The organism is Myxococcus virescens, assembly GCF_900101905.1.
GTDB lineage: Bacteria > Myxococcota > Myxococcia > Myxococcales > Myxococcaceae > Myxococcus > Myxococcus virescens.
Genome location: NZ_FNAJ01000007.1, coordinates 185,766 through 201,534 on the forward strand (window position 1 = coordinate 185,766; position 15,769 = coordinate 201,534).

The 15,769-nt window shown below is 68.9% G+C and carries 12 protein-coding genes and 1 tRNA gene; 10 read left to right on the forward strand and 3 right to left on the reverse strand.

Annotation, left to right across the window (positions count from 1 at the left end):
- Window positions 1-353 precede the first annotated feature (353 nt).
- Window positions 354-1,814 (forward strand): tetratricopeptide repeat protein, encoded by a 1,461-nt coding sequence (locus BLU09_RS39455; RefSeq protein ID WP_244171925.1) that lies wholly within the window; start codon window positions 354-356, stop codon window positions 1,812-1,814.
- A 166-nt stretch (window positions 1,815-1,980) separates the two neighbouring features.
- Window positions 1,981-3,162, forward strand: coding sequence for a glycosyltransferase family 2 protein (locus tag BLU09_RS21520; RefSeq protein ID WP_090491399.1), 1,182 nt, complete (start codon window positions 1,981-1,983; stop codon window positions 3,160-3,162).
- An 18-nt stretch (window positions 3,163-3,180) separates the two neighbouring features.
- Here BLU09_RS21520 and BLU09_RS21525 read toward each other — a convergent pair whose 3' ends face one another.
- Complete coding sequence (locus tag BLU09_RS21525) at window positions 3,181-4,029, reverse strand: CHAP domain-containing protein (protein WP_090491400.1); 849 nt, start codon at window positions 4,027-4,029, stop codon at window positions 3,181-3,183.
- Between the two features lie 135 nt (window positions 4,030-4,164).
- Between BLU09_RS21525 and BLU09_RS21530 the strand changes: the two genes are divergently transcribed.
- The 6 genes from BLU09_RS21530 to BLU09_RS21555 all read left to right on the forward strand — a co-directional run bounded on the left by BLU09_RS21530 (window position 4,165) and on the right by BLU09_RS21555 (window position 10,567).
- Window positions 4,165-5,856 (forward strand): HEAT repeat domain-containing protein, encoded by a 1,692-nt coding sequence (locus BLU09_RS21530; RefSeq protein ID WP_244171926.1) that lies wholly within the window; start codon window positions 4,165-4,167, stop codon window positions 5,854-5,856.
- 44 nt (window positions 5,857-5,900) lie between these two features.
- A complete protein-coding gene (locus tag BLU09_RS21535) occupies window positions 5,901-7,979 on the forward strand; it encodes an ATP-dependent helicase (RefSeq protein WP_090491402.1) in 2,079 nt (692 codons plus the stop codon).
- Window positions 7,980-8,069: 90 nt separating this feature from the next.
- A complete protein-coding gene (locus BLU09_RS21540) occupies window positions 8,070-9,689 on the forward strand; it encodes an Hsp70 family protein (protein ID WP_090491403.1) in 1,620 nt (539 codons plus the stop codon).
- 8 nt (window positions 9,690-9,697) lie between these two features.
- Window positions 9,698-10,123: an SCP2 sterol-binding domain-containing protein gene (locus tag BLU09_RS21545; RefSeq protein WP_011553507.1), complete on the forward strand. Its 426-nt coding sequence runs from the start codon at window positions 9,698-9,700 to the stop codon at window positions 10,121-10,123.
- Between the two features lie 12 nt (window positions 10,124-10,135).
- Window positions 10,136-10,405, forward strand: a complete 270-nt coding sequence (locus BLU09_RS21550; protein WP_011553508.1) for a hypothetical protein — start codon at window positions 10,136-10,138, stop codon at window positions 10,403-10,405.
- A 90-nt stretch (window positions 10,406-10,495) separates the two neighbouring features.
- Window positions 10,496-10,567: transfer RNA gene (locus BLU09_RS21555), tRNA-Val, on the forward strand.
- 149 nt (window positions 10,568-10,716) lie between these two features.
- Here the strand turns inward: BLU09_RS21555 and BLU09_RS21560 are convergent.
- Entirely contained in the window at window positions 10,717-11,676 is a 960-nt protein-coding gene (locus BLU09_RS21560) for a TerC family protein (RefSeq protein WP_090491404.1), read from the reverse strand.
- Between the two features lie 349 nt (window positions 11,677-12,025).
- On the opposite strand from BLU09_RS21560, the gene BLU09_RS21565 reads away from it, so the two are divergent.
- Entirely contained in the window at window positions 12,026-13,114 is a 1,089-nt protein-coding gene (locus BLU09_RS21565; RefSeq protein WP_090491405.1) for a carbohydrate-binding protein, read from the forward strand.
- A 265-nt stretch (window positions 13,115-13,379) separates the two neighbouring features.
- The gene (locus BLU09_RS21570; protein ID WP_090491406.1) at window positions 13,380-14,987 is read left to right on the forward strand and encodes a Rieske 2Fe-2S domain-containing protein; all 1,608 of its coding nucleotides are present in this window, start codon (window positions 13,380-13,382) and stop codon (window positions 14,985-14,987) included.
- 141 nt (window positions 14,988-15,128) lie between these two features.
- On the opposite strand, the gene BLU09_RS21575 is transcribed toward BLU09_RS21570, so the two are convergent.
- On the reverse strand, window positions 15,129-15,698 hold the full coding sequence (locus tag BLU09_RS21575; protein WP_244171927.1) for a hypothetical protein: 570 nt from the start codon (window positions 15,696-15,698) through the stop codon (window positions 15,129-15,131).
- Window positions 15,699-15,769: the final 71 nt, after the last annotated feature.

The following is a 15,769-nucleotide window of genomic DNA, read 5'->3' on the forward strand; positions in this document are numbered from 1 at the left end:
GGGCAGCTCCGGCGACTGGGCGGGGAACTGACAACGCGACACAGGCGTTCGGGGCGGCGCCCCCGGTAGCCCCCGTGCCGCAGACGCAGGCGTTCGGGACGATGCCTTTCAGGGGACCGGCGGCCGATGCTGGCGCCTCGTCGCAGGGCGGAACTCCCGGAGCCGGGACACAGATGTTCGGCGCGGTTCCTCCAGTGGCACCTGTCATTCCCCCCGTTGGAAAGACGCAGACCTACGGCACGGTTGCCGGACAGCAACACGGGGCGCCAGGGAGTGCCGGACCTGGCTCCGTGGCGCCCGGCAACGCGACCCAGACCTTTGGGGCGTACGCGCCTCCTCAGGCTGGCGCTTTCATGATGCCAGACCCGGGTTCCGTGCCCACGCCGCCTCCCGTGAGCCCGATTCACGCCGGTGGGGCGCAGGTTGCACCGCAGGGCTCCGCCTCGGCGGACGGCGCCCCCGTTGGATTCGCCGCGCCTCCCGCGAGCGATTCCGTGGCCCCATTGGGGCGCAGCCAGACGTTCAGCGCCGTTCAGCCGCCTGCTTCCGAGGCACCTGTGGGGTCGAAGCGGATCTTCGGCTCCGTGCCGCCCGTTCCCGCGCCCGCGAGCCTGTCCGGCGATGCCCCCACATCGTCACCGGATGCCGCCGAGCCCTTCGCGGGCGTCCGAACGACGAGCCCCTATGGCCTGTCACCGCTGTCCGGCGCCGACAATGGCATCCAGCTCCCGCCAGAATCGGAGCCCACCGAGGCGCCGGGCGCCGGGGCAGGGGGGCTGAGTGCCCTCAATGACTCCAGTGACTCGGACCTGGGCCCTCTGGCCGGGGCCGCATCACGCCGGGCCCCGCTGGAGCTGCCTCCGGACCTGATTGCGTCGACCCGCCTGTCGATGGACGGAGCGCGGGCGTTCGAGCACGGCAGCTCCCAGCGAATCCGCCCCCGGGTGGTGCTGGCCATCCTGTTTGGACTCATCGTGGTGGCCTCGCTGGGCTACGTCGCGCTGAAGAACCGCGGGGTGGAGATCCCCGCCCATGTGGTGGATGCGACGGACCGTGCGTCGGTGCTGCTCCGTCGGGATGACTCCACCAACCGTCATCAGGCCATCGAACGGCTGCGAACCATCGCCACCGAGAATCCCGGCTACGTCGACGTCCAGGCCGAGCTGGCGGTAGCGCTCACGCTCAGTCTGTCGGATGCCCAGGCGGATGCCGAGCGTCTGCGCCTCCGGGGCGCTGCCATCGCCCGCGGGCTGGAGGCCGCGGCGAAGATGCGCGTCCTTGCCGACCAGGTGGCGCGCCGCACCTCACTCCAGCAGGAGCAGGACGCCAACGCGCGCGAAATGGCGTCCCTGCGTGACACCACCGACACGCTTCGCAAGGAGCTGGACGTGCAGTTGGCCCAGCTGAGCAAGGCGCCGGAGTCCGAGCCGCCCAGTGCCGCGGCGGCGCGGCTCAAGGCACGCGCCCTCCATGCCTCCGTCCTGGCGGCGCCGGACTCCCTGGCCCTGGCCGAGCGTCTGCGCAACGTGGAGAGCGCCCCGTACCCGTGGAGCACGCTGGCTCGGGCCGAGTACGCGCTGATCGCCGGGTCGCCGCCAGAGTCGCTCGAGGCGGTGTCGAGGGATCTGGAGGCGCTGCGCCAGGCCGACAGCACGCTGCTGCGCGCCTACCTGCTCGGTGCTCGCGTGGCGCTGAAGCTGAAGGACACGGCAGCCGCCCGTTCACTCCTGGACGACGCCGTGGCGCTGAACCCGGACCACCAGGCGGCGGCTCGGCTGATCGCGCAGATTGACGCGGACGCCGCCTCGCCCTGAAACGACGACCGCTTCCGCCGTCTCGAGGGCTGGAGAAAGTCCAGTCCCTCACCCAGGGAAGAGCCCTCCGTGGCGCCACTGCCTGTGATTTCAAGCGCGTGGAAGAGGCACGCCTCTTGCTGAACCCGGACCCGTTTCGAGGACTGGGTGCTGGGAGGCAGGGTAGATGGCGGAGGTCTTCTTCTGGTGTGCCGTGCTGCTGCTAGCACACACTTACTTTCTCTATCCCTTGAGCCTTTTTTTGCTCGAAGGGGCCGCGCAGGTGCTCAAGAACGCCCGCGATGTGCGGCGCGCGGAAACAGGCAATCAAGGCTCTGGCGGGCAGCGGGCGTTGCCCTCGGTGAGTCTGGTGGTGGCGGCCTACAACGAGGCTTCGTGCATCCAGCAGAAGCTGGAGAACAGCCTCGCGCTGGCGTACCCGGCGGAGCGGTTCGAGGTGCTCATCGGTTCGGATGGTTCGTCGGACGGGACGGATGACATCGTCCGCGCCTGCTCCGACGCGCGCGTGCGGCTGTCACCGGCGCCTCGAGCGGGCAAGACGACGGTGCTCAACCGCTGCATCCCCATGGCGCAGGGGGACATCGTCGTTCTTTCCGACGCGAACACGATGATCGAACCCGAGGCCATCGAGCGGCTGGTGCGCCACTTCGAGGACCCGGAGGTGGGGGCGGTCTGCGGCAAGCTGCGGCTCTACAACCCCACGAAGCAGGACTACGAGGAGAGCGCGTACTGGAGCTACGAGTCGCTCATCAAGATGTACGAGGGGCGGCGCGGCGCGGTGGTGGGTGCCAACGGTGGCCTCTATGCCATCCGGCGCTCGCTGTTCACCCTGCTGCCGCCGTCCACCATCGTGGACGACTTCGTGATTCCGCTGCGCATCCTGGATCAGGGCTACAAGGTCGTCTACGAAGAGCACGCCGTGGCGCACGAGGAGACCACGGAGGATTATGGCAAGGAGTTCGGCCGTCGGGCGCGCATCGCCGCGGGCAACTTCCAGAGCATCCGCATGGTGCCCGGGCTGTTGCTGCCGACCGCGGGCTTCCCGGCCTTCGCCTTCTGGTCGCACAAGCTGCTGCGTTGGTGCGCCCCCGCGCTGATGGGGATGGCGCTGGTGGCGAACCTGTTCCTGCTGGACCGGCTCTTCTACCAGCTCACCCTGTTCAGCCAGGTGCTGTTCTACGCGCTCGCGTACCTGGGGAAGACGGGGGTGCTGAAGCGGGGCACGGCGAAGAAGGCCGCGTCGGTGGCGTACTACTTCGTGACCATGAACCTGGCCATCGTCGTGGGGTTCTGGCGCTTCCTGCGCAACTCGCAGCGCGCCGCGTGGGACCGGACGGCGCGCGCGTAGTCGGAATCCAGGATCCCGTTACCGGAGTGCCACGGGGACGGGCTTCTGGGCCTTGGGGCTCTTGGGCAGCACGCTGCCGTAGCCCCCGAAGAGCTGCCCGGTGAGGACGGGCTCGCGGTTGGGGCCCGGGTGCCGGAGCATGTCGTTGAGCACCTCGCCCGTCTTCGGATCCCTCCGAAGGTGCGGGCGTTCCAGGTTCATGCGGTAGCGCACGACGCCTCGGCGCACGCGGTGGATGACGGTGACCGTCCCGCTGGCGCTGACGTTCTCCACGATGCCCACGTGGGTGAGGCCGTCATTGCGGCGCCCGTCGCGGTTCTGGTCATACGTCTCGTTGAAGAAGACGAGGTCGCCCGGGGTCGGCCGCTCTTCCGAGTACACGCGGCCTCGCGAGCGGGCGAAGCGGTACATGGCGGTGACGCCGTTGTCGCCGGGCTGCACCGTTCCCCGGAAGGTGACGCCGGCCTGGGCGTAGACGCCTTCGATGAGGCCGGTGCAATCGGACGGGTACTTGCGGCCGTTGAGTGCGACTTGCGTCTTGCCCACCAGCGAGCGCGCCGTGGTCACCACCTTGGTGCGGGCATCACCGGCCACGGGGGTGGGGCGCGTGGCTCGCACCGGCGTCGCACGGGACTTGCCACCCGACGCCTTGGCCGGGCGGGCGGCCACCGTGCCGGGACGCGCCGCGGGCGCCTCGCGGTTCGCGGTGGCCACCTGCTTGGAAAGGGACTCGCGCGGGAAGGCGGGCGGGGAGGCGGAGCGGTAGCGAAGACTGTAGGAGTCCAGCCATGGCTCCAGCGGCGCGCCCGTGGTGGCGCAGCCGGTCGCCAGCGTGGCGAGGATTCCCATCAGCGTGACTGTCCTCATGGTGCGACCTCCCTGTAGCGTCCTGGGGGCACATGGTCCGCCCGGGAAGTCGTGTCGTCAAAAAACCTACCCAGGCAGCCGTCCGTCCGCGCTTGGGTTTCCGGGTGGGCGCGGGTGCGGTATTGCTCCAGGGACATGGCCTCCTTTCGCCGAGCCCTCGCCGTCCTGTTGCTGGCCACTGGCTGCATCCCCTCGCCGTATGACCGCGCGGCGAAGAAGGACACCATCGACGGCTATCGCGCCTTCCTTCGCGAGTACCCCACGCACGCGGACACCGACGCGGCCGAGGCGCGGCTGGAGGAACTGGAGTTCGAGGAAGCGAAGCGCCTGCACACGGTGATTGCCTACAAGCGCTTCCTGGAGGCGTACCCCGACGCGGCCCAGGCGCGCACGGCGAAGACGCTGTTGGAGGGCCTGCGCTTCAACGGGGCGAAGGAGACGGACACCGTCGCCGGCTGGCGCCAGTTCCTCCAGGAGCACCCGGACGGCGTCCAGCGCGACGAGGCGAAGCGCCTGCTGGCGGAGGCGGAAGCACGTGAGCTGGCCACCACGGAGGATCCGCGCAAGCTGGCGGAGTACCTGCGCGCGTCGCCGGATGATCCCCGCCGCCAGGACGTGGAGGCCCGCCTGGATGCTCAAGCCTTCGCGCAGGCCAAGGCCTCCGGCGCGACGAAGCTCTTCGCGTACCTCAAGGAGCACCCGGCCGGCGCGCACCGCGAGGAGGCGCGCGTCCTGCTGCTGCAACTGGAAGTGGAGGGCCTGCTCGTCTCTGGCCTGGTGGACGAGGCCGAGGCCCGGGTGAAGGCCCATCCCCTGGGCCCGAAGCTCACCGCCTTCCCGGCGCGGCTGGCCCACGCCCGCGCCGAGCGCGCCGCCCTGGCCCGGCCGGAGCCGCTGGCCCAAGCCGCCCACGTGGGGCACTACCTGCGCGGGGTGGAGGACCTGAACCGCGCGCTGGTGGCGCCCGACGCGCTGGACCGCTGGCAGGCCGCGGAGGAGCTGGGGCAGCACGTGTCGGTGCGCGTGTTGGATCCGCTGCTGGAGAGCCTTCGCGCGGCGCGTAACCCGTTGATCCGACAGCACGCCCTGGAGTCCCTGCGCACGGTGCTGGCGGCGCTGCCCAAGCCCGTGGCGGAGTACGAGGTGGCCTCGCGCCTGGATGCCCTGCGCGAGCGCGCCACCAGCGCGGAGATGTACCTCACGGTGGCGGTGCTGCTGGACCTGTCCGGCCAGTTGGCCCAGGCGTCCACGGAGTACCAGCGCGCCGCCGAGTCGGGCGTGCCGGATCCGGTCATCCTGCGGCGCTGGGTGCAGATTCGCGAGGAGCGGCGCCAGCACTTCTCCGCGGCGGTGGCGGCGCGGCAGCTGGCGCTGTGGTCCCTGGAGGTGGCGCAGGAGGAGCCGGTGACGCCCGAAGGGCGTGTTCCCCTGGCGTCGGCGCGGCAGCTCTGCGCGGCGGCCGTCAACGCGAACTTCGCCGCGGAGGCCATTGCCCGCGCCCGGTCCGCGAGCACCGAGTTCCCCGAGGACCTGGCGGAGTTCGAGCGCAAGGCGGCGGACGCCAAGCGGCTGGCGGACGCGCGGCTGGCGGACGCGGAGCTGCTGCTGCGTGAGCAGTCGCCCGGCGTGAAGACGTGCGCGGACCGCGGTGTGCGTGACCGCCTGGAGAACGCCGTGAAGGAGCGCACCGCCGCGCTGGACTCGGTGGCGACGAAGCTGCCGCAGGTGGGGCGGCTGCTCCTGGAGGTGGCCCGGGAGCGGGATCCGTCGCCCCAGGTCCGCGAGGCCGCGTCCGCCCGGCTGACCGCGCTCAAGCCGGTTCCCTGATCCGGGTGTCCCGGTGCGCCGGGCCGGTTAGAGTCTGCGTCCCCATGGCCTCCCGCACCGATACGCTCCAGGCTCCGGCCGCGAAGCCCTCGCTGCGGATCGACTATGCCGCGCTCCTCAACGAGGAGCAGCTGCGCGCGGTGGAGGCGGGGGAGGGGCCCGTGCTGGTGATTGCCGGCGCGGGCTCCGGCAAGACGCGCACGCTGACCTTCCGGGTGGCGCGCATGCTGGAGCGGGGCGTTCCGCCCGAGGGCATCCTCCTGCTCACCTTCACCAACAAGGCGGCCCGGGAGATGACGCGCCGAGTGGAGGAGCTGGCCGGCGCCTTCGTGGACGTGCGGCGCATCCTCGGCGGCACCTTCCACCATGCCGCGCACGTGCTGCTGCGCCAGTACGCGGGCGTGCTGGGCTTCTCCACGAACTTCACCGTGCTGGACCGCGAGGACGCGCGGGACTTGATGGTGACGTGCATCGCCGAGCGCCGACTCAAGAGCGACAAGCGCTTTCCCCGGCCAGACCTGGTGTTGGACCTGGTTTCCCTGGCGGCCAACCTCCAGCAGCCCGTGTCACACGTGCTGATGGACCGCCGGCCGCAGATGTTGCCGCTGGCACCCGAGGTGCTCGCCGCCGCCGCGCGCTTCCAGCAGCGCAAGGCGCAGATGCACCTGATGGACTTCGATGACCTGCTGGTGCACCTCAAGCGCTTGCTGACGCATCACCCGGACGTGAAGGCCCAGCTCACCGAGCGCTTCCGCTGCGTGCTCGTGGACGAGTACCAGGACACCAACCGGCTCCAGGGCGACCTGGTGGATCTGCTCGCCGGAGAGCGCAAGGACCTCACGGTGGTGGGGGACGACTGCCAGTCCATCTACAGCTTCCGGGGCGCGGACTTCACCAACATCATCGGCTTCCCCGAACGCTACCCGGGCTGCTCCGTCCATGCGCTGACGCGCAACTACCGCTCCACGCCGGAAATCCTGCGGCTGGCCAACACCTCCATCGCGCTCAACACGAACCAGTTCCCCAAGGTGCTGACGGCGGCACGGTCCCCGGGCGTCAAGCCGCTCATCGTCCCCGCCCGGGACGCCGGGGAGCAGGCAGCCTACGTGGCCCAGCGCATCGGTGAGCTCCGCGACCAGGGCCTGTCCCTGGAGGACATGGCCGTGCTGTACCGGGCCCACAATCACTCGCTGGAGCTCCAACTGGAGTTGACCCGACGCGGCATCCCCTTCCGGGTGCGCTCCGGCGTCCGCTTCTTCGAGCAGTCCCACATCAAGGACGTGCTGGCCCACCTCCGGCTGGTGAACAACCCGGGGGATGAGCTGGCCTTCAAGCGCGTCATCCGGCGCGTCCCAGGCGTGGGACCGGCGACGGCCGAGCACCTCTGGACCGCGCTGCGCGCATCGCCGGAGGGGACTCCCCTGACGGAGGGGCTGGCCCATGCGGACGTCCGCGCGCACCTGCCACGCAAGGCGCAGAAGGGATTCCAGGCCTTCGGTGACCTGATGGGGCGGTTGACCCGGCCGGAGGCGTCCCCTTCACCGGGGCGCCTCATCGAGGACGTCCTCGCCGGGGGCTACGCGGACTTCCTCCGGGCGGAGTTCTCCGAGGAGGAGCACCGGGAGGACGACGTCCGCCAACTGGCGGAGTTCGCCGGCCGCTTCGAGGACGTGGCGCGCTTCCTGTCGGAGATCGTCCTGGTGTCGGAGTTCGCGGCGGGGGAGGCCTTGAGAGAGGAGGGGCCGGAGGCGTGCCTGACGCTGTCCACCGTCCATCAGGCCAAGGGGCTCGAGTGGCGGGCCGTCTTCGTCCTGTGGCTGGCGGACGGGCGGTTTCCGCTGTCATTGGCCACGCGCCTGCCCGAGGAGGAGGAAGAGGAGCGGCGGCTGTTCTACGTGGCCCTGACCCGGGCGCGGGACACGCTGGCGCTGGTGTACCCCCAGTCGGTGCTGCCCCGGGACGGGGAGCGGATCCTCCTGCGTCCGTCCCGGTTCCTCCAGGAACTGCCCGGCGGGGAGGACGCACCGTTCGACCGGTGCATCCTGTCCACCCTGGAGGCGGAGCCCGAGGCGTCCGTGGGGCAGGATGGTCCCCCTCCGGGTGGATCGGACCCGGTGGACTGACACCGGCGCCCAGAAACGCGCACTCCCGTGCGCGACGTGATAGACAGTGGAGTCAGGGGCGGCGTCTTTTGGCACGAGCCCCCTCACTTCATGGCGGACAGACCTCGCATCATCGGGATTGACCTCGGAACCACCAACACGCTGGTGGCGTCCGTCCGCAACCGTATCCCGAAGATCGTCCCCACCGATCGCGGCAACCTCACGCTGCCCTCCGTCGTGGCGCTGTCGGCGCGCGGCGACCTGCTGGTGGGCGGGGTGGCCAAGGACCAGATGGTCACCAACCCGAAGAACACGCTCTGGGGAACCAAGCGGCTCATCGGGCGGAAGTACAACTCCAAGACGGTGGAGGAGCTCCGGGGCTACTTCCCCTACGACATCGTCGAGGGCGCCAACGGAGACGCCGCGGTGATGATGGGCGGCAAGCTGTACTCGCTGCCCCATGTGTCCAGCTTCGTGCTGGGCCAGGTGAAGACCATCGCGGAGCAGTTCCTGGGCGGCCCCATCGAGGGGGCGGTCATCTCCGTCCCGGCCTACTACAACGACAACCAGCGCAACGCGGTGAAGGAGGCCGGCCGGCTGGCGGGCTTCGACGTGAAGCGCATCGTCAACGAGCCCACCGCCGCGGCGCTGGCCTACGGCTTCAACCGGGGCCTGGATCAGAAGGTTCTCGTCTACGACCTGGGCGGCGGCACCTTCGACGTGTCCGTGCTGCACCTGGCCGGCAATGTCTTCGAAGTCCTGGCCACCGGCGGCGACACCTTCCTGGGCGGGGCGGACTTCGACAACCGCATCATGGAGTACGCGCTGGAGCGCTTCCGGGAGGAGACCAAGGTCGACCTCAACACGGAGAACCCCATCGCGCTCCAGCGCATCAAGAACGCGGCGGAGGCGGCGAAGATCGACCTCACGCTGATCCCCAACGTCGTCATCGACCTGCCCTACATCGACGAGCGCAAGGGCAAGCCGATGGACATGCGCATCCCCCTGACGCGCGAGTTCCTCAACAGCCTCACCGGCGACCTGGTGGACCGCACCTTCGAGATCTGCGACCGGGTGCTGGCGGAGAAGGGCATCTCCCGCGCGGAGATCGACGAGATCATCCTGGTGGGCGGCCAGAGCCGCATGCCGCTGGTGCAGCAGAAGATCCAGGCGCACTTCGGCAAGGCGCCACGCAAGGGCGTCCACCCGGACGAGTGCGTGGCCCTGGGCGCGGCGCTGCTGGGCGACTCGCTGGGCAGCATCGACGCGGTGACGCTGCTGGACGCGCTGTCCATGCCCATCGGCTACGCGATGCCCAACGGGCGCGTGAAGCGCATCATCGAGAAGAACTCGCTGATTCCCATGGTGAAGAGCTTCCGCCTGCCTCCTCCCAAGGAGCCGGGCTCGCCCTTCATCGAGCTGGACATCTACCAGGGGGACAGTGACCTGCTGGTGGACAACGAATATCTGGGCACGGTTCGCGTGCCCTCGGCCGCCGCCGGCCGGAAGATCGACTTCCGCCTCACCGAGGAGTGTCTGCTCCAGGTGACGGTGGAGGAAGCGAGCGGCATGCGCAAGGTGGACCTCGCCACCCGCGACACGCCGGAGCAGCTCAAGCGGGCGCTCCAGGAGGTCGCGTCGCGTCACTCACAGCAGGTGCCCAGCTCCAGCAGCGGGAGCGACGACCGGGGGCTCTTCTCCAGTATCAAGAGCATCTTCCGGAGGGGCTAGGAGTCCAGATGGCGAAGTTCCCGTCGAAGGAGTGGGTGGACGAAGCGGTCCGCCTCACCAATGAGGATCCCGAGTGCGCCATGGCCGGCAAGGGCTGGAAGGGCGACTTCGGGGCGGTGGTGGAAGCCGAGCCCGGCAAGCTGGCGAAGGCTTTCGTGGTGCACGTCGTCCCCGGTGACTGCCGCATCGAGAAGGCGCGCGTCCTGGCGGATCCGGACGACCTGGACGAGCTGGAGCCGGTGTACCTGGCCCGCGCGCCCTACAGCGTCTGGAAGCAGCTCCTCAAGGGGACGCTGGACCCGGTGGAGGCGGTGCTCAAGCGCCGCATCTCCATGAAGGGCGACCTGCAGCCGCTGATCGAACGCATGAAGTACAAGGGCATCGCCGACCGCGTCTTCGCGCAGCTGCAGACGCAGTTCATCGACGAGCCCTGAGCGAGGGACCCCATGGGAATCAAGGACGACCTGAAGAAGCAGGCCCTCAACGTGTCAGGCAAGGCCATGGAGAAGCTCATGGCCGACGACCGTCGCGCCATGGCCATTGCCAACGCCATTGGGAAAGCCCAGCGCGGCAAGCAGGCGCTCGACCGGGGGCAGGAGGAGCTGATGAAGGCGCTGAACTTCGCGCCCCGCAGCGAGTTCAAGGCCCTGGGCAAGCAGCTGTCCGGCCTCAAGCGCCGGCTGCGCGAGCTCGATGAGAAGCTCGGCGCGCTGTAGTCGAAAATGCGTTGACACCTGAGCGGGCGAATGGCATCTACACCCGCGTTCGCCGCTGGCAACACCGGCGGCGGGCAGCAGACAGCAGAAGGGCGTATAGCTCAGCGGTAGAGCACTGCCTTCACACGGCAGGGGTCGCAGGTTCAAACCCTGCTGCGCCCACTCAAGAAAGGTCGTGAGTCCGAATCGGGACTCACGGCCTTTCTGCTTTTGGGCTCCGCCTTCATCGCCGCGCCAGACGCAAGAAAGCCCACCCCGCATGCTGCGCGGAGTGGGCTTGGAATCGCGGCGTGAGGCCGCGGTGCGGCGGCTCAGACCTTGGGCGCGTCGGCGTCGCCGGTGGGCGCGTGCCGGGCCTTGATGAGCGACGCGACGATGCTCGCGCCCAGCAGGCCGGCGATGACCGACAGCGATACCTCGGGCGGCACCTTCACGAAGTCGATGATCGCCATCTTCGCGCCGACGAAGACGAGCACCGCGGAGAGGCCCACCTTCAGGTAGCTGAACTTCTCCACCGCGCCGGCCAGCATGAAGAACATGGAGCGCAGGCCGAGGATGGCGAAGATGTTGGACGTGAAGACGATGAAGGGGTCCGTCGTCACGGCGAAGATGGCGGGGATGGAGTCGAGCGCGAAGAGGATGTCCGACGCCTCCACCAGCAGGAGCGCCATCAGCAGCGGCGTGGCCAGCTTGCGGCCGTTCTCCACGGTGAAGAAGTGGTGCCCGTCGAAGTTGGGCGTCGACGGGATGGTCCGCCGGGCCAGACGCATCAGCGCACCTTCCTCCGGGTTGTCCTCCTTGTTGCGCTGGAGGAAGAGCTTCACGCCCGTGATGATGAGGAAGCCGCCGAAGACGTAGATGAGCCAGTGGAAGCGGGCCAGCATCGCCACGCCCGCGAAAATCATGATGGCTCGCAGCGCCAGCGCGCTGAGGATGCCCCAGAAGAGGACCCGGTGCTGGTACAGCGCGGGGATTCGCAGCGCCGAGAAGATGACGACGAAGACGAAGATGTTGTCGACGGAGAGCGACTTCTCGATGAGGTAGCCGGTGATGAACTGGAGGCCGGGCTCAGGCCCGAACTTCCACCAGACACCCGCGCCGAAGATGAGCGCCAGGCTGACCCACAACGCGCTCCAGCCCAGGGCCTCCTTGAACTTCACCACATGGGCTTTGCGGTGGAAGACGCCGAGATCGAGCGCCAGCATCGCGATGACGAAGGCGATAAAGCCGGCCCACAGGCCCGGGCTGCCGACGCTTGGGAAGGTTTCCATATGGGGGCGTCAGATAGGAGTCATCCGAGCCTTCCGCAAATAGGAATTCCAGCCACACTCCATCGAGAAAACCGAAGGACCCGGGCAAAATGCGACCATGCTCCCTCTGTCGCTCGGGGGGCATACGGACAGTCAAAAACATCCCAAATGTTTGGGAAGTGGTTTTGAAGGCGATGGGTTTGGAACCGTCCCGGTTGGAAAAATCAAACACGGGGCTATGAGACCAGCCAGGCGTCACCGTCCCTGAGAGCAACTACCCCTCCCGACGGAAGGACGCGTCGAGCCAACCCCAGGCGATAGGCGCCTGGGGACTCGTCACCCTCATGCCTCAAGCAGTAAGGACGCCATTTTGACTCGGAATCGTTTTCTGTCCTCGACGTGTGGTGCGCTCTTCGCCCTGGCCGCCATCACGGCCTGCGGGAGTGAAGCTGGTAACGAGGATTCCAACGCGCCAGGGCGGACCGAGACCCCTGGCCAGTCTCCGCAGCTGCCTGCTCCCTCTCCGTCCGAGCAGACGCCCGGAGGCCAGACCCCTGGCACCCCGGAGCCTGGGGACTCTGACACTTCGCCGGAGGGGCCTGTCGCCACCACGCCGCCCGACGAGCCCTCGACGCATCCCGAGGACCCGTCGACCGAGCCCGAGCAGCCTGTCGAGTCGGGCGCGGACAAGTTCGGCGTGACGATGATCCACCCGTCCGTCGCCGGCGGTGAGCAGTGGTTCCTGGCCGACGACGCGATGTCCGACAGCCGCTTCGATCCGCAGGACGACCTCACGCGCAACTCGGACGGCTCCTGGAATCTCAAGAGCGACAAGGTGCGCATGAACGTCTTCACGTCCACCGGCTACAAGCCGAATGAGATCGCCACGTATGACCGTGACGTGCTCGCCAGCCGTGGCTACATGCAGTCGCCGAATGACTGGAAGAACATCGAGATGACGGGCTTCGTGAAGCTCAACTCCGCGTCCGACGAGTCCGACAACTTCGACATGTATGCGCGTGGCGGGAAGCACAACGACGACCACGAGGGCTGTGAGGGCAGCAGCTACAAGGGCGCGCTGCACTTCAACGGCCAGGCGCGTTTCCAGAAGGAGGCGTGGCACGTCTCCTACGAGCAGGCGCCGTACAAGAAGGTGACGGAGCCGCTGACGGGCCGCTGGGTGGGCTTCAAGACGGTGATGCGGAACACGCAGGTCAACGGCAAGGAGGCCGTGCACCTGGAGCTGTACCTCAACGATAACGCCGACAAGGTCTCCTGGGAGAAGGTCTACGACTTCGTGGACGCCGGTGACTGGGGCGGTGACGCCGAGCACTGCGGCGGCGCGGATGGCGCGATTCCGCTCACGTGGGGCGGCCCCATCGCCACGTTCCGTTGGGACAGCACCGACGACGTGGACTTCAAGTGGCTGTCCGTGCGCGAAATCGCGCCGGAGCAGTGAGCTGCTGATGCCTGGCGCGCCCGCTGAGCGGGAGCGCGCCTGAACAGCAGTCCGCAGTCCCACGAGGGCGTGGGGGACCCGACGAGGTCCTCCGCGCCCTTCGTGCGTCCATGGACGGGAAGGTCCACCTCCCGGGCGGGTGGCGAGTGTGGCTTCGGCCCCCCCACCTTGCGGGCGCCGACGCGCCAGCCAGCCGCCGGCAGCCTGTTTCGCCGGGGCTCGGCGCTCAGGCCGGCCCACTGGCTGTCAGAGAGGAAGACTTCCCATGCACATTACTTTCCTGGGCCACGCCGGGTTCGTCGTGGAGACGGCGGGGGCCCTTGTCGTCATGGACCCGTGGCTGTCGTCCCGCGGGGCATTCGACTCGGCGTGGATGCAGTTGCCGTGCAACCACCACCTGGCGCCGCGCGTGCGGGAGAAGCTGGAGACGCCCGGCAAGGAGCGCTACCTCTACGTCAGCCACGAGCACAAGGACCACTTCGACCCGGAGTTCCTGGCCACCATCCGCCAGAGGGACTTCACGGTGCTGGTGCCGCGCTTCCACCGCTCCGAACTGCAGGACGTGTTCGCCAGGTATGGCTGCAAGCAGGTCATCGCCTGCGAGGACGGCCACGAGGTCCCCATCAAGGGCGGCTACGTGAAGCTGTTCGTGTCAGAGCAGGGGACCAACCGTGACTCCGCGGTGATGGTGCGCGGTGACGGGCAGTGCTTCCTCAACATCAACGACTGCAAGCTCCATGACCGGATGGGGCGCATCGTCGCGGAGGAGGGGCCCATCGACGTGTTCTCCGCGCAGTTCTCCGGGGCCATCTGGCATCCCACCTGCTACGAGTACCCGGCGGAGACCTACGCGGCCATCTCGCTGAAGAAGCGGGAGAGCAAGTTCGAGGCGGTGGCGCGCACGCTCGAGGTGCTTCAGCCGCGGGCGTACATCGCCGCGGCCGGGCCCGCGGCCTTCCTGGACCCGGCGCAGTTCCACCTCAATTTCGAGAAGGTGAACATCTTCCCGAACGCGACGCAGCTCTTCGCCTTTCTGCGGCAGCGCCTGCCCCAGGGGAAGACGCGCTACCTGGAGCCGATGCCCGGGGACGTGCTGGACGCGAAGTCGCTGGAGTTCGTCTCGCAGGTGGCCGAGCGGGTGACGCCGGAGAACCTGAAGGCGTACCTGCACGACTACGCGAAGCGGCAGGAGTCCGTGTTCCGCGAGCGCCGGCGCAACCTGCTCGTCGCGGAGGTGGCGGAGATTCACGAGCGGCTGCGCGTGGAGCTGCAGCGCAAGCTGGACCTCCTCGACCTGCACGAGCGTGTGGGCATGCCGCTCTACGTGGAGCTGACGGAGCTTCCGGAGAAGCTCTTGCGCGTGGACTTCAAGGCGCGCCGTGTCCACGTGGTGGCGGACATCCAGGAAGAGGTCCGCTACACGCTGAAGACGAGCGCGGCCGACGTGGGGCGCGTGTTGGACCGCAAGCTCACCTGGGAGGACTTCCTGCTGTCGTTCCGCCTGCGCCTGAGCCGCAACCCGGACGTGTACGAGCCGGTGCTGCACGGCTTCCTGGGCGTGGAGATCGAGGACATGCGCGAGTTCTGCGAGGGCATCCGCTCCACCGAGTCCCAGCGGGAGCGAACGGTGGTGGAGGCCGGTGGGCGGCGCTTCTCCATCCAGCGCTTCTGCCCCCACCAGGGCGCCGACCTGTCCGAGGGCTGGGTGGAGGAGGGGCGCTACCTGGTGTGCCCGCGCCACCGTTGGCAGTTCGACCTGGACGCGGGGGGCGTGTGCACGCAGAACACGTCCACGCTCTGCGCGGAGCTGCTGCCCGAGCGTGAGCAGGAGAAGCCCCAGACGCCGGCGGCGGACCCGCAGCCTCAGCTGTAGTGCCGCGTCCCCTGGGCGCCGCGCGGTTGCCGTGGCGCTCAGGGGGCGACGCAAGCGCGGAGCCGGTGACGGCGTGCCCCTGGCGCGCCTCCCGGATTGGCCGAGGGCGTTCGGTGAGCTGGCGCGGAGGGGCCGCCCCCTTCAGTGCGGCGGCGTCGAGAGCTGGAGACTCAGCCGGACGTTGTCCGAGCGCAGGCCCACCGGGGCATCCGGCGCGAGCGCCGCTTCGGGCACCTGGCCCGTCCACGCGAGCGTGTCGTCCGCCCAGACGCGGAGGACCTTGCCGTCGACCTGGGCCCGCAGCGTGTGGGGCTCCCCTGGCGAGGGCGCTTCGAGCCGGACGTGTTGCTCGGGGCGCAGGAGGGTGTAACCCCGGTTTCCGCACTCGCGGCTGGTGTGCTGTCCCGGGTTGCGCTTGAAGTTGACGACGATGCCCGGCTTGGGTGCCAGCCGCCACATCGCGTACAGCACGTTGCAGGCATCCACCGCGAAGAGCTTGAGACCCACCTGCTGGCGCTGCTCCCCCGAAGCCAGGGCCACCTGGCGCTCAGTGGGGCCTCGCAGGGTGAAGCGCAGCGCCACGTTGCTCGTCGTGCTTCCATGCACGATGGCGCGCATGCGCGGCCCGTCGACGAGGAGCTGCTCGCCGGGGCCGGGCTCCAGGCTTCCTTCACTGACCTTCAGTCGGGACAATGGGACGCGCGTCAGCATGGGCCTGCCTTTCTTCCGGGGAGCCCGTGGGCGGCTCGGCTCATCCCGTTCCTTCGGAGCGCGCTGTGGCG

What these genes read in the sequence shown, in the direction of transcription:
- BLU09_RS39455 (WP_244171925.1), top strand. Translation starts at nt 354, where the DNA reads ATGATGCCAGACCCGGGTTCCGTGCCCACGCCGCCTCCCGTGAGCCCG.
- BLU09_RS21520 (WP_090491399.1), top strand. Translation starts at nt 1,981, where the DNA reads ATGGCGGAGGTCTTCTTCTGGTGTGCCGTGCTGCTGCTAGCACACACT.
- BLU09_RS21525 (WP_090491400.1), bottom strand. Translation starts at nt 4,029, where the DNA reads ATGAGGACAGTCACGCTGATGGGAATCCTCGCCACGCTGGCGACCGGC.
- BLU09_RS21530 (WP_244171926.1), top strand. Translation starts at nt 4,165, where the DNA reads ATGGCCTCCTTTCGCCGAGCCCTCGCCGTCCTGTTGCTGGCCACTGGC.
- BLU09_RS21535 (WP_090491402.1), top strand. Translation starts at nt 5,901, where the DNA reads ATGGCCTCCCGCACCGATACGCTCCAGGCTCCGGCCGCGAAGCCCTCG.
- BLU09_RS21540 (WP_090491403.1), top strand. Translation starts at nt 8,070, where the DNA reads ATGGCGGACAGACCTCGCATCATCGGGATTGACCTCGGAACCACCAAC.
- BLU09_RS21545 (WP_011553507.1), top strand. Translation starts at nt 9,698, where the DNA reads ATGGCGAAGTTCCCGTCGAAGGAGTGGGTGGACGAAGCGGTCCGCCTC.
- BLU09_RS21550 (WP_011553508.1), top strand. Translation starts at nt 10,136, where the DNA reads ATGGGAATCAAGGACGACCTGAAGAAGCAGGCCCTCAACGTGTCAGGC.
- BLU09_RS21560 (WP_090491404.1), bottom strand. Translation starts at nt 11,676, where the DNA reads ATGGAAACCTTCCCAAGCGTCGGCAGCCCGGGCCTGTGGGCCGGCTTT.
- BLU09_RS21570 (WP_090491406.1), top strand. Translation starts at nt 13,380, where the DNA reads ATGCACATTACTTTCCTGGGCCACGCCGGGTTCGTCGTGGAGACGGCG.
- BLU09_RS21575 (WP_244171927.1), bottom strand. Translation starts at nt 15,698, where the DNA reads ATGCTGACGCGCGTCCCATTGTCCCGACTGAAGGTCAGTGAAGGAAGC.